Annotated in this window: 18 protein-coding genes; 11 read left to right on the top strand and 7 right to left on the bottom strand. The window is 72.3% G+C overall.

The window, feature by feature from the left end:
• The first annotated feature begins 117 nt into the window (after positions 1-117).
• From OG389_RS02985 to OG389_RS02975, 3 genes are all read left to right on the top strand, one after another.
• The gene (locus OG389_RS02985; protein WP_328296877.1) at positions 118-921 is read left to right on the top strand and encodes an alpha/beta fold hydrolase; all 804 of its coding nucleotides are present in this window, start codon (positions 118-120) and stop codon (positions 919-921) included.
• Entirely contained in the window at positions 921-2,207 is a 1,287-nt protein-coding gene (locus OG389_RS02980) for a PP2C family protein-serine/threonine phosphatase (RefSeq protein ID WP_328296876.1), read from the top strand. Before OG389_RS02985 ends, OG389_RS02980 begins: the two co-directional genes overlap by 1 nt.
• 201 nt (positions 2,208-2,408) lie before the next feature.
• Complete coding sequence (locus OG389_RS02975) at positions 2,409-3,113, top strand: DUF4232 domain-containing protein (protein WP_328296875.1); 705 nt, start codon at positions 2,409-2,411, stop codon at positions 3,111-3,113.
• Between the two features lie 66 nt (positions 3,114-3,179).
• Here the strand turns inward: OG389_RS02975 and OG389_RS02970 are convergent, their stop codons facing one another.
• Complete coding sequence (locus tag OG389_RS02970) at positions 3,180-3,707, bottom strand: GNAT family N-acetyltransferase (protein ID WP_328296874.1); 528 nt, start codon at positions 3,705-3,707, stop codon at positions 3,180-3,182.
• A 116-nt stretch (positions 3,708-3,823) separates the two neighbouring features.
• Between OG389_RS02970 and OG389_RS02965 the strand changes: the two genes are divergently transcribed.
• The 4 genes from OG389_RS02965 (at position 3,824) to OG389_RS02950 (ending at position 8,600) form a co-directional block, all read left to right on the top strand.
• On the top strand, positions 3,824-4,519 hold the full coding sequence (locus tag OG389_RS02965; protein ID WP_328296873.1) for a response regulator transcription factor: 696 nt from the start codon (positions 3,824-3,826) through the stop codon (positions 4,517-4,519).
• Positions 4,512-5,627, top strand: a complete 1,116-nt coding sequence (locus tag OG389_RS02960; protein ID WP_328296872.1) for a sensor histidine kinase — start codon at positions 4,512-4,514, stop codon at positions 5,625-5,627. Before OG389_RS02965 ends, OG389_RS02960 begins: the two co-directional genes overlap by 8 nt.
• Positions 5,628-5,796: 169 nt before the next feature.
• Positions 5,797-6,429 carry a pyridoxamine 5'-phosphate oxidase family protein gene (locus OG389_RS02955; protein WP_328296871.1) on the top strand — a complete coding sequence of 211 codons (633 nt, stop codon included), beginning with the start codon at positions 5,797-5,799 and terminating at the stop codon, positions 6,427-6,429.
• Positions 6,430-6,569: 140 nt separating this feature from the next.
• A complete protein-coding gene (locus OG389_RS02950) occupies positions 6,570-8,600 on the top strand; it encodes an ATP-binding SpoIIE family protein phosphatase (RefSeq protein ID WP_328296870.1) in 2,031 nt (676 codons plus the stop codon).
• A 63-nt stretch (positions 8,601-8,663) separates the two neighbouring features.
• On the opposite strand, the gene OG389_RS02945 is transcribed toward OG389_RS02950, so the two are convergent.
• Positions 8,664-10,154 carry a carboxylesterase/lipase family protein gene (locus OG389_RS02945; RefSeq protein WP_328296869.1) on the bottom strand — a complete coding sequence of 497 codons (1,491 nt, stop codon included), beginning with the start codon at positions 10,152-10,154 and terminating at the stop codon, positions 8,664-8,666.
• Between the two features lie 109 nt (positions 10,155-10,263).
• Here OG389_RS02945 and OG389_RS02940 point away from each other — a divergent pair, with 109 nt between their 5' ends.
• Genes OG389_RS02940 through OG389_RS02930 form a run of 3 tightly spaced genes read left to right on the top strand, consistent with a single transcriptional unit; the run spans position 10,264 to position 13,122 of the window.
• The gene (locus tag OG389_RS02940) at positions 10,264-11,112 is read left to right on the top strand and encodes an MBL fold metallo-hydrolase (RefSeq protein WP_328296868.1); all 849 of its coding nucleotides are present in this window, start codon (positions 10,264-10,266) and stop codon (positions 11,110-11,112) included.
• Between the two features lie 3 nt (positions 11,113-11,115).
• Positions 11,116-12,009 (top strand): LysR family transcriptional regulator, encoded by an 894-nt coding sequence (locus OG389_RS02935; protein WP_328296867.1) that lies wholly within the window; start codon positions 11,116-11,118, stop codon positions 12,007-12,009.
• A gap of 57 nt (positions 12,010-12,066) precedes the next feature.
• Entirely contained in the window at positions 12,067-13,122 is a 1,056-nt protein-coding gene (locus tag OG389_RS02930) for a tartrate dehydrogenase (RefSeq protein ID WP_328296866.1), read from the top strand.
• A gap of 22 nt (positions 13,123-13,144) precedes the next feature.
• On the opposite strand, the gene OG389_RS02925 is transcribed toward OG389_RS02930, so the two are convergent.
• The 5 genes from OG389_RS02925 to OG389_RS02905 are packed head-to-tail and all read right to left on the bottom strand — an operon-like array spanning position 13,145 to position 20,507.
• A complete protein-coding gene (locus tag OG389_RS02925; RefSeq protein ID WP_328296865.1) occupies positions 13,145-13,945 on the bottom strand; it encodes an ECF transporter S component in 801 nt (266 codons plus the stop codon).
• Positions 13,942-15,597, bottom strand: coding sequence for an ABC transporter ATP-binding protein (locus OG389_RS02920; protein ID WP_328296864.1), 1,656 nt, complete (start codon positions 15,595-15,597; stop codon positions 13,942-13,944). Before OG389_RS02920 ends, OG389_RS02925 begins: the two co-directional genes overlap by 4 nt.
• Positions 15,594-16,778, bottom strand: coding sequence for an energy-coupling factor transporter transmembrane component T (locus OG389_RS02915; RefSeq protein WP_328296863.1), 1,185 nt, complete (start codon positions 16,776-16,778; stop codon positions 15,594-15,596). The genes OG389_RS02920 and OG389_RS02915 overlap by 4 nt, the downstream gene beginning before the upstream one ends.
• A 4-nt stretch (positions 16,779-16,782) precedes the next feature.
• Positions 16,783-17,718, bottom strand: coding sequence for a hypothetical protein (locus tag OG389_RS02910; protein ID WP_328296862.1), 936 nt, complete (start codon positions 17,716-17,718; stop codon positions 16,783-16,785).
• Positions 17,715-20,507, bottom strand: a complete 2,793-nt coding sequence (locus tag OG389_RS02905) for a prenyltransferase/squalene oxidase repeat-containing protein (RefSeq protein ID WP_443059199.1) — start codon at positions 20,505-20,507, stop codon at positions 17,715-17,717. Before OG389_RS02905 ends, OG389_RS02910 begins: the two co-directional genes overlap by 4 nt.
• 571 nt (positions 20,508-21,078) lie before the next feature.
• Here OG389_RS02905 and OG389_RS02900 point away from each other — a divergent pair.
• Complete coding sequence (locus tag OG389_RS02900) at positions 21,079-22,491, top strand: hypothetical protein (protein WP_328296860.1); 1,413 nt, start codon at positions 21,079-21,081, stop codon at positions 22,489-22,491.
• The last annotated feature ends 3 nt before the right edge of the window (positions 22,492-22,494 follow it).

Here is a 22,494-nt window from a genome sequence, read left to right as displayed (position 1 = left end):
GAGCCGCGTGGTGGCACCCCCCCCCGCCATCACGCGGCCGGCGCTCCGACGGCCCGGCCCCGGGAGGGCCGGGGCCGGCCGGGGCCTTTGGCAGACGGCGCCTGCAAGACTGCCGGCATGGATATCGATCGCAGGAACAATGTCACCGTCACCGGTAACCCCCAGGGTCCGACGGTGGTCCTGGCGCACGGGTTCGGCTGTGATCAGAACATGTGGCGGCTGACCGTGCCCGCCCTGATCGACGACTACCGCGTGGTGCTGTTCGACTACGTGGGTGCGGGCCGCTCCGACCTGTCCGCTTTCTCGGAGGACCGGTACAGCTCCTTGGCGGGCTACGCCAGGGACGTGGTGGAGGTGTGCGAAGCACTCGACCTGCGCGATGCGGCGTTCGTCGGGCATTCGGTCAGTGCGATGATCGGGGTACTGGCCACCGGCCTGGCCCCGGAGCGGATCGGGGCCCTCGTCATGGTCGCGCCCTCTCCGCGGTACATCGACGACGGGAACTACCGGGGCGGGTTCAGCGCGGGGGACATCGACGAGCTGCTGGACTCCCTGGAATCGAACTACCTGGGCTGGTCGGCGGCGATGGCGCCGGTGATCATGGGGAACGGGGACCGGCCCGAACTGGGGGAGGAGCTGACGAACAGCTTCTGTGCCACCGACCCGGACATGGCGCGCGTCTTCGCCCGGGCGACCTTCCTGTCGGATTCGAGGGACGACCTGAAGAGCGTGAGCGTGCCGACGCTGGTGCTGGAGTGCGTCCAGGACGTCATCGCGCCCCGCGAGGTCGGTGACTTCGTCCACCGGGCGATCCCGGGCTCCGAGCTGATCACGCTCGACGCGACGGGGCACTGCCCGCACCTGTCCGCGCCCGAGGTCACCAACGAAGCGATCACCCGTTTCCTGGCCGGCCTGCGGTGATGTGCCGCACCGGGCAGCTTCCCGGGGCGAACGGCCCCGGCAACGAGGAAGCATCGGACGCGGCGTTCGCCGCGCTCCTGGAGGACAGCGCCGAGGAACTCTACGAGAACGCGCCGTGCGGGTACCTGTCCACGCTGATGGACGGCACCATCGCGAAGATCAACGGCACGCTGCTGGAGTGGACCGGCCTCGACCGGAGCGCGGTGGTGGGCCGGATGCGGTTCACCGACCTGCTGACCGTCGGCGGCAGGCTCTACCACGAGACGCACTTCGCACCGCTGCTGCGGATGCAGGGAGAGATCGGCGGCATCGCCCTGGAGATCAAGCGGGCCGACGGAACCCGGCTGCCGGTCCTGGTCTCCTCCGTGGTCAAGCGCGGTGATTCCGGTGACCCGCTGCTGATCCGCACCACCGTCTTCGACGCCCGCGACCGCCGTGCCTACGAGGAGGAACTCCTGCGCGCCCGGAAGGCGGCCGAGCAGGCGCACCGAGAGGCCGAAGCCGACCGGGCCCGCCTGCAGGACGCCCTCGCCGTACTCCAGGCATCGCTGCTGCCCGACACCCTCCCGCCGATCCCCGGCATGGAAACGGCCGCCCACTACCGCACCGCCTCCCCGGACCGGCTCGGCGGCGACTTCTACGACGTGTTCCCGATCGGCAGCGGACGCTTCGGCTTCTTCCTCGGCGACGTGTGCGGCAAGGGCCCCCAGGCCGCCGCGGTCACCTCATTGACCCGCTACACCCTGCGCGCCGCGGCCCTGCACGACCCCGACCCCCTCGCGGCGCTGTCCACCCTCAACAAGGTGCTCCACGAGCGGTACGCCGACGGCGACCCCCGCTACTGCACGGCCGTCGTCGGCACCCTCGATCCCGACCTCACCACGGGGCGGACCACCGTCCACCTCGCCTCGGGCGGCCACCCCCCGGCCCTCGTCCTGCGCGCCGACGGCACGGCCGGCTTCCTGGCCACCCCCGGCGGGCTCCTCATCGGCGTCCTGCCCGCGGCGAAGTTCACCGCCGCCTCCACCGTCCTGGGCCCCGGCGACACGCTCCTCCTCTACACCGACGGCCTGACCGAAGCCCGCACCGGCCAGGACCGTACGACCCTGTACGGGGACGAAGCCCTGCGCGAGTTCGTCTCCGGCCATGCGGGCAGGCCCCCGGGGACCGTCATCCGGGCCCTGGCCGGCCTGCTGGACGAGTTCGCCGACGGCCTTGACGACGACACCGCCCTCCTCGCCCTCGGTGTCCCCGCCCCCACCCCAGCGACCGGGAAACCGCGATGAGCACGCTGGACACCACCGGCGGGCTTCTCGCCGGAAGCGTGACCGCCGTGTACTCGTTCGGTAACACCCGTATGCGGTGCGTGACCAGTGGGGAGAAACGTAGCGTTGGCGCCGGAGGGACGACTCGGTCGGCGTTCCGACATTCGAGAGTCGACAGCGGCCGCGTACGGCCGGCAACGGGGGAACACCATGAACGCTGCTATGAGCGGTAAGGGCGGTAGGAGCCGGCAGGGCCACAGGAACTGGAAGGCCTGCGTCTTCGGGGCCTCGACGATCGCCGCGCTGCTCGTGTCCACCGCCTGCTCGCCGGGCGCGGCCGAGGGACCGGGCGCCTCCAACACCTCGGACCGGCCGAGCACGCCGAGCACTCCGACCGTGACCGGCCCCACGAGTACGCCGCGGCCCAGTGTGACACCCACGACGAAGCCGAGTCCCGGTTCGAGCAGCACCGGAGGCAACACCGCCGCCGCGTGCACCAAGGCCGACCTCACGATCTCCGCCGAGAGCCAGGAGGAGAAGGGCGCGCCCGTCCGGCACATCCTCCTCACCGCCACCAATACCAGCGGCAAGGCGTGCAATGTCTACCGCTACCCCTATGTTCAGCTCGGTGGTGCCAACTCGACGGTCACCGACATCAAGGACAGCGCCGAGCCCGGCGAGCCCCCCACCACGCTCGCTCCCGGCAAGCAGGCCTACGCGGCGCTGCTGCTCAACGGCCCGATGGACGAGGCCCCGGCGAAGACCATGACCGTCGCACTCCAGGGCCGCGGCGCGGGCAGCAGCGGGGGCACCCCGATCGACGTCGCGCTGCCAGGCGTCGACACCCTGTTCTACAACGACTTCGCCCGTGTCACCCACTGGACGACCGCGTCGGGCTACGCCCTGCGCTTCATCATGTCGTCGTGACCGACTCGGGGTCCCGACGAGTTCACGGCCGTCGCGGCGCGCTGCACCGTGGACCTGCCGGTGCCGTCAGACGATCCGCCGGGCCAGCACCTGTCCCGGCCAGGCCCCGGACAGGAAACGGGTGGCGGGGGCGAAGCCGTTGCGCTCGTAGTACGCGACCAGCTCGCCTCCGCCGCCCGCCCAGCAGTCGACCCGCAGCAGGGACACGCCCGCCCGTCGGGTCTCCTCGGTGGCATGGGCCAGCAGCGCCGCCCCGATGCCCAGACCGGCGTGCCGGCGGTCGGAGATCAGCAACCGGACGTACCGCTCGGGTTCCGCGGCCGGCGCGATCGGCATCTGCGGGCTGGGTCCGCTGTCCAGCACCACGGCTCCGACAGGCGTCCCGTCCAGCTCCGCGATGTACGGGGCGTTCTCGGTCGTGTACCGCTCCACCCGCTCCGGCCCTCCGGGGTTCTGCGAATACGGTGTCGTGCCCCACTGCTCGGTGTTGCCACGCCCGTTCATCCAGACCACAGCGGCGTCGAGCATGTCCAGAATGGCCGGTGCGTCGGCCGGGCCGCCTGGCCTGATCGTTATGCCATGGGTGTCGTCCATGGCGGAAGTTTACGATCAGTCGTGCGGCGGCCGCCCGCTCCGTCCCGGTACCGAAGCCGCGCGGTACGTTGCGCATGCGTCGGGGACACACCGCGCCCACTGGCTAGGCTTCGGACATGCGTGTACTGATCGTGGAGGACGAGCCCTACCTGGCCGAGGCCGTCCGGGACGGTCTGCGGCTGGAGGCGATCGCCGCCGACATCGCGGGCGACGGCGACAGCGCCCTGGAACTGCTCGGCGTCAACTCCTATGACATCGCGGTACTCGACCGCGACATCCCCGGCCCCTCGGGCGACGAGGTCGCCCGGCGCATCGTCGCCTCCGGCAGCGGCATCCCGATCCTGATGCTCACCGCGGCCGACCGGATCGACGACAAGGCCTCCGGGTTCGAGCTCGGCGCCGACGACTACCTCACCAAACCGTTCGAGCTGCGGGAGCTCGTCCTGCGGCTGAGGGCGCTCGACCGCAGACGCGCGTACGCCCGGCCCCCGGTCCGCGAGATCGCGGGGCTGCGGCTCGATCCCTTCCGCCGCGAGGTCTTCCGCGACGGCCGCTACGTGGCGCTCACCCGCAAACAGTTCGCCGTACTGGAGGTCCTCGTCGCGGCCGAGGGCGGGATCGTCAGCGCCGAGGAGCTGCTGGAGCGGGCCTGGGACGAGAACGCCGACCCCCTGACCAACGCCGTCCGCATCACCGTCTCCGCACTGCGCAAGCGGCTCGGCGCACCATGGATCATCGCCACGGTGCCCGGCGTCGGCTACCGCATCGACACGCAACCGGAAGCCGGAGCCGGGGGAGGGGACCGTGGCTAGGGCGCCCGGACTGAGCGCTCGAGTCAAGCTCACCCTCAGCTACGCCGGGTTCCTCATGCTTGCCGGCGTCCTGCTGCTCTCGGCGGTGTGGGTGTTCCTCCTGCGTTACGTCCCCGATCGCGCGATGCTCATCAACCCCGATGACAGACCCGCGAACGGTGTCTTCCCCGTCCGGTCCGCCCTCCTGGACGTCTTCGCTCCGCGAGCGGTCGCCGTCCTCGCCTTCCTGCTGGTGGTCGGCCTCGCGGGCGGATGGATCCTCGCCGGCCGGATGCTCGCGCCGCTCACCCGGATCACGGATGCGGCACGGACGGCCGGGAACGGGTCGCTGTCACACCGGATCCGGATGGAGGGCCGCCAGGACGAGTTCCGTGAACTCTCCGACGCCTTCGACTCGATGCTCGAACGACTCGAGTCCCACGTCGCCGAGCAGCAGCGGTTCGCCGCGAACGCCTCCCACGAGCTGCGCACCCCGCTGGCGATCTCGCGGACGCTCCTCGACGTGGCCCGCGAGGATCCCACGCGGGACCGCGCCGAACTCCTCGAACGGCTACGGGTCGTCAATACGCGGGCGATCGACCTCACCGAGGCCCTCCTGCTGCTGAGCCGCGGCGACAGCGGGAACTTCCGCCCCGAGAGCGTCGACCTCTCCCTGATCGCCGAAGAGGTCGCCGAAACTCTGCTCCCCCTCGCCGAGGAGCGCCGCATCACGCTCGACGTCACCGGAGGGGAGGCCCGGACCAACGGGTCCGCGGAGCTCCTGCTGCGAATGGTGACGAACCTCGTCCAGAACGCCGTCGTCCACAACCTCCCGGCCGGCGGCAGTGTCACGGTCCACACCGAGGCGCACGGCGGCGCGAGCGTGCTGCGGGTCGGGAACACCGGCCGCAGGCTCCCGCCGGAACTCGTGCCGACCCTCACCGAGCCCTTCCAGCGCGGCACGGAACGCGTACGCGCCGACGAGCACGCCGGCGTCGGACTCGGCCTGGCCATCGTGCACAGCATCGTCCGCGCCCACCACGGCACCCTCGACCTCGTCCCCGGCTCCGCCGGAGGCCTCCTCGTCACGGTCCGGCTTCCCGGCGCGCCGCAGATCGGCGCGGCGTAGCTCGTCGTGAGCCCGATCAGCCGGAGTCCGAGTCGGAGCCTGGCCGCTTCGGCGAGGACCGCACGCCCATGATCGACATCACGCTCCGGGAGCCGCCGCGGTCCGTGCGTCCGTGGCATAGTCGCGGCAGGGCGGCGGGACGGTCGCTCCGGGCGGACGGGGGCGGGCAGTGGACACAGGGGAGTTCGAGGAGATCACGACCGGGGGCGAGCTGCGCGAGCTGCTCGGTGAACCCACCGCGGTGGCCCTCGGCAAGGAACGGCGGACCCTGCACGACCACCACAGGCAGTGGCTCGCGGCGTCCCCGCTCTGCCTGATCTCCACCTCCGCCGCCGACGGCACCTGCGACGTCTCGCCCAAGGGCGACCCGGCGGGCTTCACCAAGGTCCTCGACGACACGACCCTCGTGATCCCGGACCGCCCCGGCAACCGCCGCGCGGACAGCTACCACAACGTCCTGGCCAACCCGCATGTCGGTCTGCTCTTCCTGATCCCGGGCCGCGGTGACTCCCTGCGCGTCAACGGCCGGGCCAGGCTGCTCCGCGAGGCACCCTTCTTCGACGACCTGACCGTCAAGGGGCACCGCCCCACGCTCGCCCTCCTCGTGGAGGTCGAACAGGTCTACTTCCACTGCTCCCGGGCCTTCGTGCGCTCCGCGCTGTGGAAGCCGGAGACCTGGGACCCCGGGGCGGCCCCCTCCAGGGCGAGGATCTCCAAGAGCCTGGAGCGCACGGAGGAGCCCCTGGAACAGCTGGAGCGCTACTACGGACCCTCGTACGACGAGAAGAACATGTACATCTGAGACCGCGGGTCCGCTGCCGCCGCGGGTCCGCGCCCCGCGGGTCGCAGGGTCTCCCCTCGGGGAAGATACTGAAGGCCACGGTGCGTGGAGGCGACATGCGTGAACCGGAGCATCGCGGCCCGAGGCAGTCCTCGGTCCCCGTGAGCGAAACGGCAGCGCTCGTACTGGACGGCGCAGGCGTGGTCGTGGCCCGTTCGGAGGGGGCCGCGACGCTGCTGGAATGCCCGCCGGGCCAGGTCTGCGCACCCCTTCTGGAGCTGCTGCCAGCAGCCGGTACGGATGCGGGGCCGGCCGGGCACCTGATGGCTGTTCCGGGTGGCGGTCACGAGGGTCGAACGGGTCCGCGAGTCCCGCTGCTCTGCAGGCTCGTCCGGCTGACGACGGCGCACGCCCCGGGCGCGCAGTGGCTCGGCGCGCGGTGGCTCGTCCTGCTCATCCCGGCGGAAACAGCGGTGGAGGCGGCCGCGCGCGATGCGGGGCGGCGTCGCACGGGGCTGTCCAGGGCCGCCGCCACGGGCATCGGTGCCTCCCTGGACGTGACCGAGATGGCCGGGACCCTGGTGAACCTGCTCGTCCCCGATTTCGCCGACCTGGCGACCGTGGACATCGCCGAGCAGGTGCTGGCGGGCGACGAGCCCCCGCACCTCGACACCAGCGGAGACGTCCGCCTGCGCCGGACCGCTGCCGCGCAGAGCCCGGAGATTTCCGCCGAGGACCTCCTGGCGGTGGGGGAGGCGCTTCCTCCCGTCACGGACAGCGCCTTGATGGGTCCCCTCATGAAGGGGCTACCGGTGCTGGTGCCGGACGTCGCCGTCCTGCACGCGGAGCTCGGCGTGGATCCGCAGAGCCTGCCGCTGTTCGTCCCGAGGGGAGCCCACTCCTCCGTAGCGGTGCCGCTCTACGCGCGAGGTCTGATCCTGGGTTGCGTCACGGTCTGGCGCAGCCAGCTGCCCTTCGCGTTCGGCGAGGAGGACGCCGCCCTGCTGCTGGACGTCGTCTCCAGGGCCGCACTCGGTGTGGACAACGCGCGCCGTTTCACCAGGGAGCACCGGTCGGCGGTGGCCCTGCAGCGAAGCCTGCTGCCGCGCTCGGCCCTGGACTGCGCCGCCGCGGAGACGGTGGGTGTCTACCAGCCGGCGGGCGGCGGCATGGGAGTCGGCGGGGACTGGTTCGACGTGATCCCCCTCCCGTCGTTGCGCGTCGCGTTCGTCGTCGGGGACGTCGTCGGCCATGGCCTCGACGCCACCGCGGCCATGGCGCGGCTGCGGACCGCGGTGCAGACCCTCGCCGACCTCGATCTGGATCCGGGTGAGCTCCTCACACACCTGGACGACCTGGTGCTCGATCTCTCGGGCGAGGAGATGGCCGGCGCTTCCCGCTCCGAGACGGCGGTGCTCGGAGCGACGTGCCTGTACGCCGTCTACGACCCGGTGACGAGGAAGTGCGCCGTCGCCACAGCGGGCCATCCGCCGCCGGCCGTGCTGTCGCCGGGTGCGGAGCCGGTCTTCGTCGGCATGATGCCCGGACCGCCCCTGGGCGTCGGTGCGATGCCCTTCGAGGTGACGGAGTTCGCCGTACGGCCCGGCAGCATGCTCGCGTTCTTCACGGACGGACTCGTCGGGAGCCGTGGCGGCGACATCGGGCAGGGCATGGAAAGACTGAGGAGCGCGCTCGCCGGCGTGGACCCGGACCGGACCCTGGGCGAGATCAGCCAGAGCGTGTTCGACAGCGTGCTGCCCCGGGAGCCCTCCGACGACGTCGCCCTGCTGCTCGCCCGCACCCACGCCCTGTCGCCCGACCAGTTTGCCGAGTGGGAGCTCGAGGCCGACCTGTCCCTCGTCGCGCACGCCCGTGAGCTGGTGGTGGGCCGGCTGTCGGAGTGGCAGCTGGACGAGCTCGCCTTCGTGACGGAGCTCGTCGTCAGCGAGCTCGTCACGAACGCGATCCGCTACGCGGGAGGAACGGTCGGGCTCCGGCTGATCCGCGACCGGGTGCTCGTCTGCGAGGTGTCCGACCGCAGCGGCACTCAGCCACGCCTGCGTCGGGCCCGGGAGACGGACGAGGGCGGGCGCGGCCTGTTCCTCGTGGCCCAGCTCACGGACCGCTGGGGCTGCCGGTTCACCGGTACCGGGAAGACCATCTGGACGGAACAGCCCATCGGCGTGCCCTAGGTTCCGCCGTCGAACTCCCGTCCGCCGCGCCCTCGGGCGACGACGGGAGTCCGACGACAGGCCCTAGGTCCTCACGGCGCTGGAGACCGTGTCGAAGCGCATGGTGGTGCGGGACGGCCGGTCGTAGCGGTCCCAGCGCGGCATGGCCGGGTGGTTGGGGTCGCCGGTGCGGACGAACGAGATCCATGCCTGGTTCATGGTCCTGGCGAGGCCGTCCCTGGTCCCGGTGTCCATCCCCGCGAGGAACGGCGCGTGCGACCACTTGTCGAAGTTGTCGAACACGAACGGCAGGTCCAGGCAGTGAGGGGCGCCCAGGCGGCCGTCGTGCGCGGGGGTGGGGAAAGCGAACTCGTACGCCCAGACCGGGCGACCCCGGGCCGCCCGCTCTTCCGCGAACGCCAGGGTGGGCTTCCTGAACAGCTCGTCGGTGGTCAGGTCGATCAGGACATCGACGGGTCGTGCGTCCGGGCGGGCGGACTCGTACGCCGCGTACGCTTCCGCGGCGCCGTCACCGAAGCCGTCCCGTGCCCGGCGGAGCACCTGCTCCCTGGTCGCCGACCGGTACGTCCCGCCCAGTGCGAAGGCGAAGGCGGACTCCTGCGAGGTCCAGCCGATGAGGACGTCGATGTCCGCGCCCGGACCGTCGAGCAGGTTCAGGGCGGGCTGCCGCACTGCGGTCCCGCCGTCGAGCACCGGCATGAACGGTGTGGTCCAGTGGCCCCACTCCGTGGTGGCCGCGAGGAGTTCGGCGGTGGCCTCGACCAGCCGCGGCCACGGCACGGTGCGCAGTGCGTCCTCGTCCTTCGCGCCGACGATCTCCAGATACGCGGCGGTGCGCTCCAGGGCCTCGGCCGGCGTGGCGAGGGGCATGGCGAGCGGGACGCTCTGGAGGACGGCGCGCCGGAAGAGGGGGCGCCCGTCGACTCCGTGGCCCGCGAGCGCCGCGGTGGAAAGGGCGCCGGCGGACTGACCGGCGACGGTGACGTTGCCCGGATCCCCGCCGAAGCCGGCGATGTTGTCCTGGACCCAGCGCAGCGCGGCGAGTTGGTCCGTGAGCCAGGCGTTGCCGCACCCGGAGCCGACTTGCGACGGGAAGGACAGCATGCCGAGCGGTCCGAGCCGGTAGTTGAGGTTCACCACCACCAAGTCGCCGTGGCGCGCGAAGGTCTCGCCGGAGTAGTTCGGCATCGCCCCGGACCCGGAGACGAAGGCCCCGCCGTGGATCCAGACGAGGACGGGACGGCGCGCCTCGTCGGTACCGGGAGTCCACACGTTGAGCGTCAGACAGTCCTCGTCGAAGGGCGGGAAGCCGTGGCCACCGAGTATCGGATCGCCCTCGCGGACGGCCTGCGGGGAACCGGGGGCGTGCGTGGTCGCGTCGAGGGTGCCGCTCCAGCCCTGGTGCGGCTGCGCGGGGCGCCAGCGGAGGGGCCCGATGGGCGGGGCCGCGTACGGCACCCCCCGGAACACGGCCAGGTCACCTTCTACGACGCCGCGGACCGGGCCCGAGCGGGTGTTCACGACGGGCGCGGTGCGGTCCTGGGCGAAACCCATCCAGTGCGTCCTTCCAGACCGGGATCGAGAGCCTTGGGTAACCTCACGTTATTGCGTAATTATGGCGAGCGTCAATATTATTCGATCCCCCGTTGAAGTGGAGGCTCGAATGGCCACGTGGCGCATCGGTACGACGACGGTTCACAAAGTCCTGGAGGCGGAGGTGCCTGCTCTCGTCACCGAGGTCCTGCGGACGGACGACACCGCGCTCCTGAAGCGGTACCCGTGGCCTGCTCCCGACTTCAGCAGGGCGGACGGCACCTTCGTGCTCTCGGTCCACGGGCTCGTCGTGGACACCGGTACGCGCCGGATCCTCGTGGACACGTGCGTGGGCAACGCGCGGGCGTCCGTGCCGTTCCTGCGCATGCTGGACTCGGCGTGGCTCGAGGACCTCACCGCCCTCGGTTACCCCCCGGAGTCCATCGACACCGTGGTCTGCACCCATCTGCACTTCGACCACATCGGCTGGAACACCCGCCTGGTGGACGGGAAGTGGGTACCGACCTTCCCGCGCGCACGTCACCTGGTCACCCGCGTCGAATGGGACCACTGGGCGGGCGAGGCGGATGCGGACCTCCAGGACACGATGCGGCCGCTGATCGACGGGGGTCTCGTCGACTTCGTCGCAACCGATCACCGGGTCTGCGACGGCGTGAGCCTGGAAGCCGCACCCGGGCACACCCCGGGCCAGGTGGCCGTAGTGATCGAATCCGGTGCGGAGCGTGCCGTGATCACCGGCGACCTCGTGCACCACCCGGTGCAGTTCATCGAACCCGATGTGGCCGGTCTCGCCGACACCGACGCGGCACGGGCCGCCGCCACCCGGCGGGCATTCGTCGAGCGGTACGCCGACACGGGGACGCTCGTGATCGGCACGCACTTCCCCGCCCCCACGGCCGGCCTGCTCCGGCGCGGCGGTGACGGGACCGTACGGTTCGTCGCGGCCGGCCCGCGCTGAACCGTGGACTTCCGGCAGCTGACGTACTTCCTCGCCATCGTGGACCACGGCGGCTTCAACCGCGCGGCCGCCGCGCTCTACGTGTCGCAGCCGTCCCTGTCCCAGGCCGTCCAGGCCCTGGAACGCGACGTGGGGAGCAGCCTGTTCCACCGGACGGGCCGCAGGGTGGTCCTGACCGGGGCCGGTACCGCACTGGTGCCACGGGCCCGGGACGCCCTGCACGCGCTGGAACTGGCCAGGGCCAGCGTCGGCGCCGTCCGCGAACTGCGCGGCGGACGCCTGGAGATCGCCGCGATGGCCTCACCCACGATCGAACCACTCAGCACCATCCTCCAGCGCTTCACCGAGCGCTTTCCGGCGGTGTCGCTCAGCCTGCGCGTGGCCCTCACCCGCGAGGACGTCGTCGAGAGGGTGCGCGCGGGCGGCTGCGAACTCGGACTGCTGACCACCTCGTCACCGCTGCCGGACCGGGACGTCGTCCCGCACCATGTCGGGGACGACAGGCTCGTCCTGGTCACCCCGGTGGACGGCCCCTTCCCGCCCGGGCGGCCCGTACGTGCGGAGCGGCTCGAAGGGCACCGGCTGATCGTCGGGCAGCGGGGCACCGGGATCCGCGCCTACGTCGACGACCTGATGGCCCGCGGCATCGACGTCCGCATCGCGGTGGAGACCGAACACCGCATGGCCTTCCTGCCCCTGGTGCTCGCAGGCGTCGGACTGGCGGTGGTGACCCGGTCCTGGGCAGACCTGTCCGAACGGGCCGGAGCCCTTGTCCTCGACCTGGAACCGGCCTGCCTCCAGCACAACGTCCTGGTGAGCCGCAAGGCGCAGCTGACGCCGGCCGCCCGCGCCTTCCTGGAGATCGCGGTCCCGCCGTCCCATAGCGCCGGCCTATGAGGCACATCGGGAATACGTGTTGGACCCGGCCTGCGCCCGATTGCTGGAATACGCCCCATGAAACACCACAGCATCGCCCTCATCCCCGGTGACGGGATAGGCACCGAAGTGCTCCCGGCGGCCCGTGAGGTCCTCGACACCGTCGGGAAGCGCCATGGCATCACCTTCGCCTACGAAGCGTTCGACTGGTCCTGCGAGCGGTACCTGCGTCTCGGATCGATGATGCCCGAGGACGGCCTGGAGCGGCTCCGCCGTCACGACGCGATCCTGCTCGGCGCCGTCGGTTACCCGGGCGTGCCGGACCACGTCTCCCTGTGGGGGCTGCTCATCCCGATCCGCCGGGCCTTCAGCCAGTACGTCAACCTCCGCCCGATCCGCGTGTTCGAGGGCCTTCCCAGCCCCGTACGCGCGGCCGGGCCCGGAGAGGTGGACTTCGTGGTCGTCCGGGAGAACACCGAAGGCGAGTACAGCGAGATCGGTGGCCGGATGAACCGTGGACGTCCCGATGAAATGGCCGTGCAGCAGGCCGTGTTCACTCGGGCGGGAGTGACCCGGGTCCTCGACTTTGCCTTCGCCCTCGCCGAACGGCGCCGCGGTCCCCTCACCTCGGCGACGAAGTCGAACGGCATCGTGCACACCATGCCGTTCTGGGACGAGCTGGTGGCCGAGCGTTCCGCCGGGCACCCCACGGTCGACTGGAATCAGGAGCACATCGACGCGCTGGCGGCCAAGTTCGTCCTCGACCCCGCCCGCTTCGACGTCGTCGTCGCGTCCAACCTCTTCGGGGACATCCTCAGCGATCTCGCGGCGGCGGTGGCCGGCGGCATCGGCATCGCTCCGTCCGCCAACCTCAACCCGGAGGGCGAGTACCCGTCCATGTTCGAGCCGGTCCACGGATCGGCCCCCGACATCGCGGGACAGGGCGTCGCCAATCCGATCGGCGCGATCTGGTCCGCCGCCATGATGCTCGAGCACCTCGGCCACCCCGGAGCCGCGGCCGGGATCACGGACGCCGTAGCCCGTGTCCTGGCCACCACCCAGGTGCGCACCCGCGACCTCGGCGGCCGCGCCTCGACCGCCGAATTCACCTCGGCCGTCCTCCAGCACCTCTGACGGGGCGCCGGGGAGCGGGCCTTCAGGAGGGGGGTGCGAAACGGATCGGGGCCTGGAAGCGGGCCTTGCGGGCGGCGCGGCGCAAGACGGTGAGGACGGCGGGTCCGGCCAGGCAGACGCAGACCAGGTTGGTGACGGCCCGTCCGGTGTCCCAGCCGAGGGAGGTGGCCAGGTCGAAGGCGAGGTAGCGGTGGAACTGCTCGGTGAAGGGGAGACCGGGGAGGTAGGCGATCGAGCTGTTCGGGTCGAGGGAGAAGGGCCAGAAGGAGAGGTTGAGGAGGAAGCCGAAGAGGTACCCCGAGACCGATCCGTAGACCGCGAGCATCGCGACCTCCTTGCGCCCGGTGGCCTTCGGCAGGAATCCGGCGAGCATGCCGACGAAGGCGCAGCCGAACATCTGGTACGGCATCCACGGCCCGACCCCGCCCGTGATGAGGGCGGAGGCGAAGAGCGAGGTGCAGCCCAGGGTGAAGCCGAAGCCGGGGCCGTAGACGCGTCCGGCGAGGACGAGGATGAAGAAGACGGTCTCGATGCCGGCGGTGCCCGCACCCAGGGGCCGGATCGCGGCGTTGACGGCGGACAGGACGCCGAGCATGGCGAGGGCCTTGGAGTTGATGCCGCCCTCGGCGATCTCGGAGATGACGACGCAGAGCACGATGGCGAGCAGGACCCCGAAGATCAGCGGCGGGGCGTAGTTGGAGCCGAACTTCCCCGGGGCGACGAGGAAGGGCCAGAAGAAGGCGACGACTCCGAGGAGGGCCGCCATCGCGATGACTACCGCGGCCCGCGCGTTGATCCGGATGGCGGCGACGCGTGCGGTCATGAGTCCGGGTCCGTCTCGTCGTCGGTGAGGGCCGTGGCCGCCTGCGCGACCGTCAGGAAGGGGAGCGGGGCGAGGATCTTCGCGACCTGCGGGGCGAAGACCGGCGAGGCCACGATGACCTCGGTGGTGGGGCCGTCGGCGACGACGTCCCCCTCCGCCATGACCACGACGCGGTCGGCGGCCCGGGCGACGAACTCCACGTCGTGCGTGGAGATCACGACCGCCCGGCCCTCGGCGGCCAGGCCGTCCACGATCCGGATCAGCTCGCTCTTGGCGCGGTAGTCCAGCCCCCTGGTCGGCTCGTCCAGCAGCAGCACCCGGGGGGCCGCGGTCAGCTGGACGGCCAGGACCAGGGCCAGCTTCTGTCCCTCGGACAGGTCGCGGGGGTGGGTGGCGCCGGGGATGCCCGGTGCCAGCCGGTCCAGGATCGTGCGGGCCCGTACCCCGTCGGCCGGGACGCCGGACTCGGCGTCGGCCTGGTCCAGCTCCTGCTTCACGCTCTCCAGGTAGAGGAGGTCGGTGGGGGTCTGCGGAACCAGGCCGACCAGCTGCCGGGCCTGCGCCGCGGACAGCTTCCGGGGATCCTGCGCCCTGGCGCCCCCGGGCACCCCGACGGCTACGGAACCGGCCTTGCGGGGCCCCGAACCCTGGAGCGCCCAGAGGAGGGAGGACTTCCCGGAGCCGTTGCGGCCCATGAGCGCGGTGATCTCGCCGCCGTGCAGGGTCAGGTCGACCTCACGGACGGCCGGTACGCCGTGGTAGGCGACGGTCACGCCGCGCGCGGTGAGGAGTTCCGGCCGGTCCGGGGCCGGGGCGGGCCGAACCGGCGGGGGAACGGTGCCCGACAGCCGGGTCCGCAGGGGGGCCGCGGCCCGGCGGGCGTCGCGGACCGACAGGGGCAGCGGGGTCCAGCCCGCTGCCCGGCCCAGCTCCACGATCGGCGGTGCGATGGACGACGTACGGAAGATCTCGGCCGGTGTGCCCGGTACGACGAGGCCGTTGCCCGGGAGGTGGATGACGCGGTCGGCGTACTGGACGACGCGCTCAAGGCGGTGCTCGGCGAGCAGGACGGTGACGCCGAGGTCGTGGACCAGGCGGGTGACGGCGGCCAGGACCTCCTCCGCGGCCGTCGGGTCCAGGGCGGAGGTGGGCTCGTCGAGGACCAGCACCCGGGGATGGGCGGTGAGGACCGAGCCGATGGCTACGCGCTGCTGCTGGCCACCGGACAGCTCGTGCAGGGACCGGTGGCGCAGGTCGGCGAGGCCCAGCAGGTCGAGGGTCTCCTCTACGCGCTTGCGCATGGTGGCCGGCGCGATGGCCAACTGCTCCATCGCGTAGGCGAGTTCCTCCTCGACCGTGTCGGTGACGAAACCGTCCAGCGGGTCCTGTCCGACCACGCCGACCACGTCGGCGAGTTCGCGGGGCGGGTGGTCGGCGGTGTCGCGGCCGTCGACGGTGACCCGTCCGTAGAGGGTGCCGCCGGTGAAGTGCGGGACGAGGCCGTTGACCGCGCCGAGGAGCGTGGACTTGCCGACGCCGGTGTGGCCGACGACCAGACAGAGCTCTCCCTCCTCGACCGTGAGGTTCACGTCGCGCAGTACGGGCTCGGCCGTGTCCTCGTACTGGACGGTGACCTGGTCGAAGGTGATCACTTGGATTCCTCGGTGCGCTGTGCCGGGACGGCCGGCCGGGCGGGCGGTGCGGGGGGCGGGGCCAGGAAGCCGGCCGTCCCCGCGAGCAGGATCGCGGCGGCCGGGACGAGCGGCAGGGTGGGCCAGCCGAGCGGATAGATGGAGGGGTTGAGCTCGGCGGCGTTGAAGCCGACGTTGGTGAAGAGGAGCACGGCCGAGAGGACCCCGCAGCCGGCCACGGCCCACTCGGCGAGGTGCCAGGGGTCGGGCCGGTACGTGGTGCGCGTGATGCGGCGACCGCCGAGCCGGAGCCCCGCGAAGCACAGGAGGGCGCCGGCGCCCATGGCGGGCAGGCCGAGCAGCTTCGGCGCGGTGGCGTCGAGGAGTCCGTAGGCGCCGGCGCACAGCCCGCACATGCCGAGCAGGATGAGGGCGCCGGTGGCCCGGCGCGAGCGGCGGGTGGCGGTGCCCGCGCGGCCGTAGCCGCGGGAGTCCATGGCGGCGGCCAGCCGCAGCGAGCGCTCCAGGGCGTCCTCCAGGACGGGGACCACGATCCCGCGAAGGGCGCGGAGCCCCTTGGAGCGCCCGGCCCGCAGCCGCTTGGCCCGGTGTACGCGCTGCACGCTCTGGACGAGCTGGGGCGCGACGCTGATGGACACGGTGACGGCGACGCCCAGTTCGTACAGGGCTCCGGGCAGTACGCGCAGGGCCCGTTTCGGGTTGGCCAGGGTGTTGGCGGCGCCGATGCAACAGAGCATGCAGGCGAGCCGCAGCCCGTCCGTGGCGGCGGAGAGCAGCGCCTCCAGGGAGACCGGGCCGCCGAGCTGGATGCCCGCGTACCAGTCGGGGGTCGGGACGTGGGGGAGGGAGAAGAGGAAGTGGTCGCGGGGGGTGATGCCGGTGGCGAAGACCGCGCGGAAGGTCACGCGGATCGCCACGACGCTGAGCGCGAGGTAGAGGTAGTACTTGAAGCCGCGGGCCCACGGGGCGTCCGTGCGGCGCATGGTGATGACGTAGCCGAGGACCGCGAGGACCAGGAACAGCAGGAGCGGGTTGTTGGTGCGGCTGACGGCGGTGGCGAGGGCGAGGGCCCAGATCCACCAGGCGACGGGGTGCAGGGTACGGGGCAGCCGGCGGCCGCCCGTGTCCGGCGCGATGCCGGACACGGGCGGCTTCGCCACGGCCGTGGTGGTGCGTGGCACGCGGCTACTCCGTACGTCGGCGGCGCCTGGCCGCGGACACGGCGGCGGCGCCGAGCAGCAGCACCAGCGCTCCGGTGGCGACGGCGGGCAGGTACGAGCCCGCGTCATGGGCGGCGTCGGCGGCGGGAGCCGCGTCGACGACCCGGGGGCCGGGTGCGGGAGCGGCCCCGGCCGGGGCAGTGGACGACGGCGCCCCTGAGGGGGTGGGCGAGGTGCTCCCGAAGGGGCTCGCCGAGGGCGAGGGGCTCCCCGGGGCCGTGGGGCCCGGGGGAGGTGTCGTCGCCGGCCGGTCGGCCGGGGGCGGGTCCTCCGGCCTGGGACCGGTGTCGACGCCTGGCGGCAGGGGCGCCGCGGTCCGGGTGTCCGTGGGGGCGGGCCCGCCGGAGGGCCTGGTGTTCCTGGCGCGGAGCTGGTCGGGGGTGACGGTCGGCTTGCCCTTCGTGCCCTCGATGTTCGTGCCCCCGAAGATCCACAGGTCCACGCTGCCCGGCCTGGGCTTGTAGAGCATGGCGCCGAGCTGGCTGTACTCCCAGGTGTCCTGGCCGGGGTTCGCGTGCCAGTACGACCAGTAGGCGGATGCGGGCGGGGTCAGGACGCAGTCGTCCTGCTGAGGGGTCGGGTACTGCTTGCCGCTCTGGAAACCGCTGTAGCCGATGCGGCAGATGAAGGCGGGGCCGTCGTGGCCGGTGCCGGTGGTGGCCCAGCCGCCCTGGTTGAGGAGTTCGTAGCCGGTGGTGGGCGTCGTACCGCAGGAGCGGTAGACCGGCCCGCCCCAGCGGCTGAAGTCCACGGCGAGCACGACGCCCGACGAGGTGGTGCACTGGCCCATCGGCTGCGGGGCGGCGCCCGCCGGGGCGGCGGTGGCTGTGAAGGCCGCCACCGTCAGCCCAAACGCGGCGGCCGTGCGGGCCAGGGCCCGCAGGAGGCGGTCTCGGCTCATGCCCCGCTCCCGGGGGTCCCGCGGTGGCGCCTGGCGGCGCGGGTGACGGCCCAGCCGCCGAGGGTCAGGACCAGGGCCGCGGCGGCGAGTCCGCCGACCTGGGCACCGGTGGAGGCCAGGCCCCCGCCGCCCGGGCCGGTACCGCCCGCACCGCCCGCGTCCTCGCCCGGGGTCACGATGACGGGCGGCGACGGGGTGCCGGAGGGCTGGACGGAGGTGCTGGGGACGGGCTGCGGGGTGGTGCCGTTCAGGTCGCGCGTCAGCAGGCCGAAGGAGATGCCGGTGGCGCCGCCCGCTGCCTGGGTGGAGGCACGGACGTCGGAGCCGGGCTGGCCACCCTTGGCGATGGTGAAGCCGCCGTCGGAGTTCTGCTGGGAGGCCAGGAACTTGCGGGCCTTGGCGATCTGGGCACCGTACTTCGGCGCGTCCAGGGAGAGGCCCTGCACGGCGAGCGCCGCGGAGTTGACGGAATTGCCGGACGCGCCGGGGAAGCCGCCGTCCGCCCTCTGCTGCCCGGCCAGCCAGGCGAGGCCCTTGTCCACGGCCGCCTGCGAGCCGGCGTCGGGCAGCAGGTCCAGGGTCATCGCGGCCATCGCGGTGGAGTCGACCTCGGCGTCGCTGGGTTCACCGATCAGGCTGACCCAGCCGCCCGAGGGGTCCTGGAGGCTCCGGAGGAAGGTGATGGGCTCGGCCGCGGCGGCCGTCGCGCCCGCGCGGAGCTGGGCCATGACACCCAGGGACTGGGAGAACACCGAGGTCGCGTAGGCGTAGTTGCCCTTGGCCGCACACTGCTTGGGACTGTCGGTCCTGGCCGTGCAGGTGCCCTGGGCGAGGGCCGCGATCAGGTCCTGGCCGGCGAAGTTCCGGGGGTCGCGTCCCACGGCCTCGGCGAGCAGGGCGGTCTTGCCGATGGAGCCGCCGGCCGCGTACTTGGTGCCGATGAGGGTCCAGTCGTGGATGCCGCGGTTCTTGCCGTCCCGGCCGCCCTTGTCGAGGAAGTCGACGATGTTGCGCAGGGTTGCGTTGTCCGTGCCGGTGGCGGCCAGCGCGTAGGCGCCGTCGATGGTCAGGCCGTAGTCGGCGAAGCCGGTGCCGGGGCCGCTCTCGTAGTAGTGGCCCTGGATCAGCCGGCTGTGGTCGGTGAGGTAGGCGGTCGCCTTCCTCAGGTCGGGCCCGGCACCGGCCGGAGGCGTGGCCGGCGGGGTCGTGGGCGGCGCCGTGGTGGGCGGCGGTGTCGTCGGCGGGTCGACCTTCTTGGTGGTCAGCGTGACCAGGTCGCTCCTGGCGGCCGCGAGGGCGACCGTGGAGGTGGGGAACAGCCGCGACTCGGTGTCGTCCTCCTCGAAGCCGAAGCCACCCGCGGGGAACTGGTGCCTGGAGAGCCAGGAGACGCCGGCGTCCGCGAAGGCGTCGTCGCCGAGGGCGCGCAGGGCCTGGGCGGCCCAGGCGGTGGAGGCCGGGCTGCCGGTGGTCAGGTAGGCGGCGGAGGGCCAGGCGCCGGTCGCCAGCTGGGACTTCTTCAGGTATCCGCGGGCCTTTTGGACGACCGCGTCGTGCCCGCCGGCACGGCGCAGGGCCAGGCTGATCAGACCGGTCGAGTTCGCGTCGCTGTCGCACCAGCCGCCCGCGCGGATGAGGATGCTGGTGAAGCCGCCGTCCTCGCACTGGAGGGCCGCCAGCCGGTTCACGGCGTCGGCGGGCGGCGTCACGCCGCCGCTCAGCAGGGCGATGACGGCCATGGCCTGCGCGTCGGACTGGCCGGTGGTGCGGAAGTCGCCCTTGGTGAGGCAGCCCTCGATCGGGTCGCCGTCACCCACGTCCCTGGGGCAGACGTACTTCACGAGGTCGCCCAGGAGGTCGTGCCCGCCGAACGCCCGCGGGTCCTTGCCGGTCGCCTCGGCGACGAGGGCGAGGCGCGCGGCGGCGGTGGCGTCGGGTATCCCGTCCTTGCCCGCCGGGTAGGCGTACGCGACCGTCTGCGCGGGAGTGGCGAGGAAGTCGGCGGCCTTGCGGGCGGCCGGGCTCTTGGCGTCGCCCGCGGCCAGGGCGAAGACCACCTCGGTGGTGAAGAAGTGGTTCGGGGCGGTGGCACCCGCGTCCACGACCCGCTCGCCGTCGGTGAGCCTCCCGGTCAGCCAGCGGGTGGCGGCGGGGAGGTCGACCGACCCGGCGGGCACGCCGGGCGGGGCGGTGGGGACCGTCGGGTCGGGGGTGGAACCGCCCCCGACCCGTACGTCGTCGGGCGAGAAGGCGGGCTTGCCCTTGGTGCCGCCGGTGTCGGTGCCGCCGTAGACCCAGGCGTCGACGTCGCCGGGCTTCGGGGTGCGCGACATGGCACCGAGCGGGCTGTAGGTCCAGTTCTTCTGGCCGGGGGAGGCGGTCCAGTACGACCAGTAGGCGGTGGCCTGGGGAGTGAGGACACACTCCTCCTTGGCCGGAGTGGGGTACTGCGTACCGGAGTTGAAGGAGCTGTTGCCGATCCGGCAGATGAACCCGTCGCCGTCGTGGACGGTTCCGGTGGTGGTGAACCCGCCCGTGTGCAGCAGCTCGTAGCCGGTGGTGGGGGTGGCGTCGCAGCCGCGCTCCACCTTGCCGCCGAAGGGGCCGAAGTCCACGGCGACGATGGCGCCGACGGTGGCGGTGCACTGCTCGACCGGGTCGGCGCTCGCGGCGGAGGGGACCGTGAGGAACCCCACTCCCGCACCGAGGGCCAGGAAGGACGCGGTCACGAGGGAGAGGAACCGCCGTCTCGTCCCCGTCTGCCGTTTCGTCTGCTGTTCGGTCCCCACCGCGGCCCCTCGTCTCTGCCGGGCGGCTGCGTGCGTGACGATGCGCCCCCACACGGCCGATCCACCATGGGGAGGCTGCGACGACCACACCGTAGTCCGCGACGGCGCTCTTCGTACTGTGTACCTGCTCCAGGCATTCCGGCTCACCCGGGACGGCCCGGGCCTACGGTTGCGGGTCAGCGCCGGAATTCGACCGGCTTCCCCTGGAGCTGAGTAGTTATCAGCCGGAGTGCAACACGGATCCCGACGACCCGTCAAGGTGGTGTGGGTCTCATCGGACGGCCGCCGGACGCCCGGCGCCCGCCCCCGGTCGGGGTGGCTGGCGGTCCCTTGATCACTCGGGTAGCGTCCTGGGCTGCCACATGGGGGAATCCGGTGAGAAGCCGGAGCTGACGCGCAACGGTGTGGGACGGCGGGGGCCGTCTCCGAGCCCGAATGCCCATACGGCGACGCATCACAGGAAGCCGTACCACGCGTTCCGGACGGCGGCCCCCGGCATGCCCGGCCGTGCGCCCGCACGGCGGTACGGTGCCAGGGACCGGCCGGCGTCCGCCGATTCCAGGAGCAGGCCATGTCCCGTCCCCGTACCTCCCGACGCCTCGCGCTCGCGGTCCCCGCCGTGCTCGGAGCCTTCGCTCTGACCGTGCTGCCCGCCTCCGCGACGTCCGGCCCCGCGCAGATCGCCACGTCGAGGACCAACGGCGTCGTCTACCTCAAGTCCCTGCAGGCGGCGGACGGTTCGTACGCCGGCGCGGGGCTGTCCAACGAGTGGGCGTTCAGCGCTCTCGCCTCCGCGGGCACCGCGGTCGTCGACGTCGCCCCGGGCGGCGACACCACGAAGAACGCGCGCACGGTCTACCGCAACCTCCTCTCCACGGCAGCCTGGCCTCAAGCCTCCCCGGTGGTCACGGACTTCGAGCGCGGCACCCTCAACGCGTACGCGGCCGGCATCGACCCGTCCCGGGTCTCGGCCTCCCGCAACCTCATCGCCAACGTCTACTCCTACTGGCAGACGGCCGAGCCGGGCTACTTCGGCCCGTCCGGGAACTTCAACGGCACCGTCTTCGCCGCCCTGTCGCTGCGCGGGGCCAAGACCCAGGGCGGCGCCAACCGCATCCCCCAGACCCTGACCGACCACCTGGTCACCCGCATCCGCGCCAACCAGCACGTCGACGGCGGCTGGACCTTCCAGAAGGCCGAGGGCAACACCACGGTCCTCAACGCCGCGAGCGACGTCGACATGACGGGTGCGGCGATGGCAGCCCTCTGCGTCTCCGGCGTCCCCAACACGGACACCGACATCGTCCAGGCCAAGAACTTCCTCAAGAGCACCCTGGTCAACGCCACCGGCGCCTTCAACTCGCTCTACGGCGTCAACTCCAGCTCCAACGGCTGGGGCGTCGCCGGCCTCAACGCCTGCGGAATCAACCCGCAGACCGGTGACTTCCTCACGGCCAACGGCAAGACCCCGGTCGACTTCCTGATAGCCAACCAGTACAACCCGGCCGGCGGCTTCAAGTACAAGCCGACCGACACCAGCCCGTCCGCCTACTCCTCCATCGACGCGCTGCGCGCCGTGGTCGGCGGCGGCTTCACCGCGTCCCCGCCCGCCCCGGCCACCCCCGGGGCCCCGCAGTGGGTCGCCCAGTCCACCTTCACGGCCGGTACGGCCACCAAGCTGGCGCTGAGCGTCGACAACGGCGCCGGCAGCCTCAAGGTCTGCTCGGTGGCCTTCACCCCGACCGGTACGACCACCACGCTCGGCGACGTCCTGAACGCGGCGGTCTCCGGCGCCACGCCCTCGGGCTGTGTCACCAGCGTGACCCCCTCGTCGGGCACCGGCACCGTCACCGACATCAACGGCAAGGCCAACAGCGGTTCCAGCACCTGGAAGGTCAGCGTCGACGGTTCCGCATTCGCCGGCGCCGCCCGCAACAAGGTGATCAACGTGGGCGACACCGTCGCCCTGCGCTGGGGCGTCTGATCC

The sequence above is a fragment of the Streptomyces sp. NBC_00435 genome (assembly GCF_036014235.1).
Classification (GTDB): Bacteria; Actinomycetota; Actinomycetes; order Streptomycetales; family Streptomycetaceae; genus Streptomyces.
The sequence above is the reverse complement of the archived record's forward strand: the minus strand, read 5'-3'. Positions and strand labels throughout refer to the sequence as shown.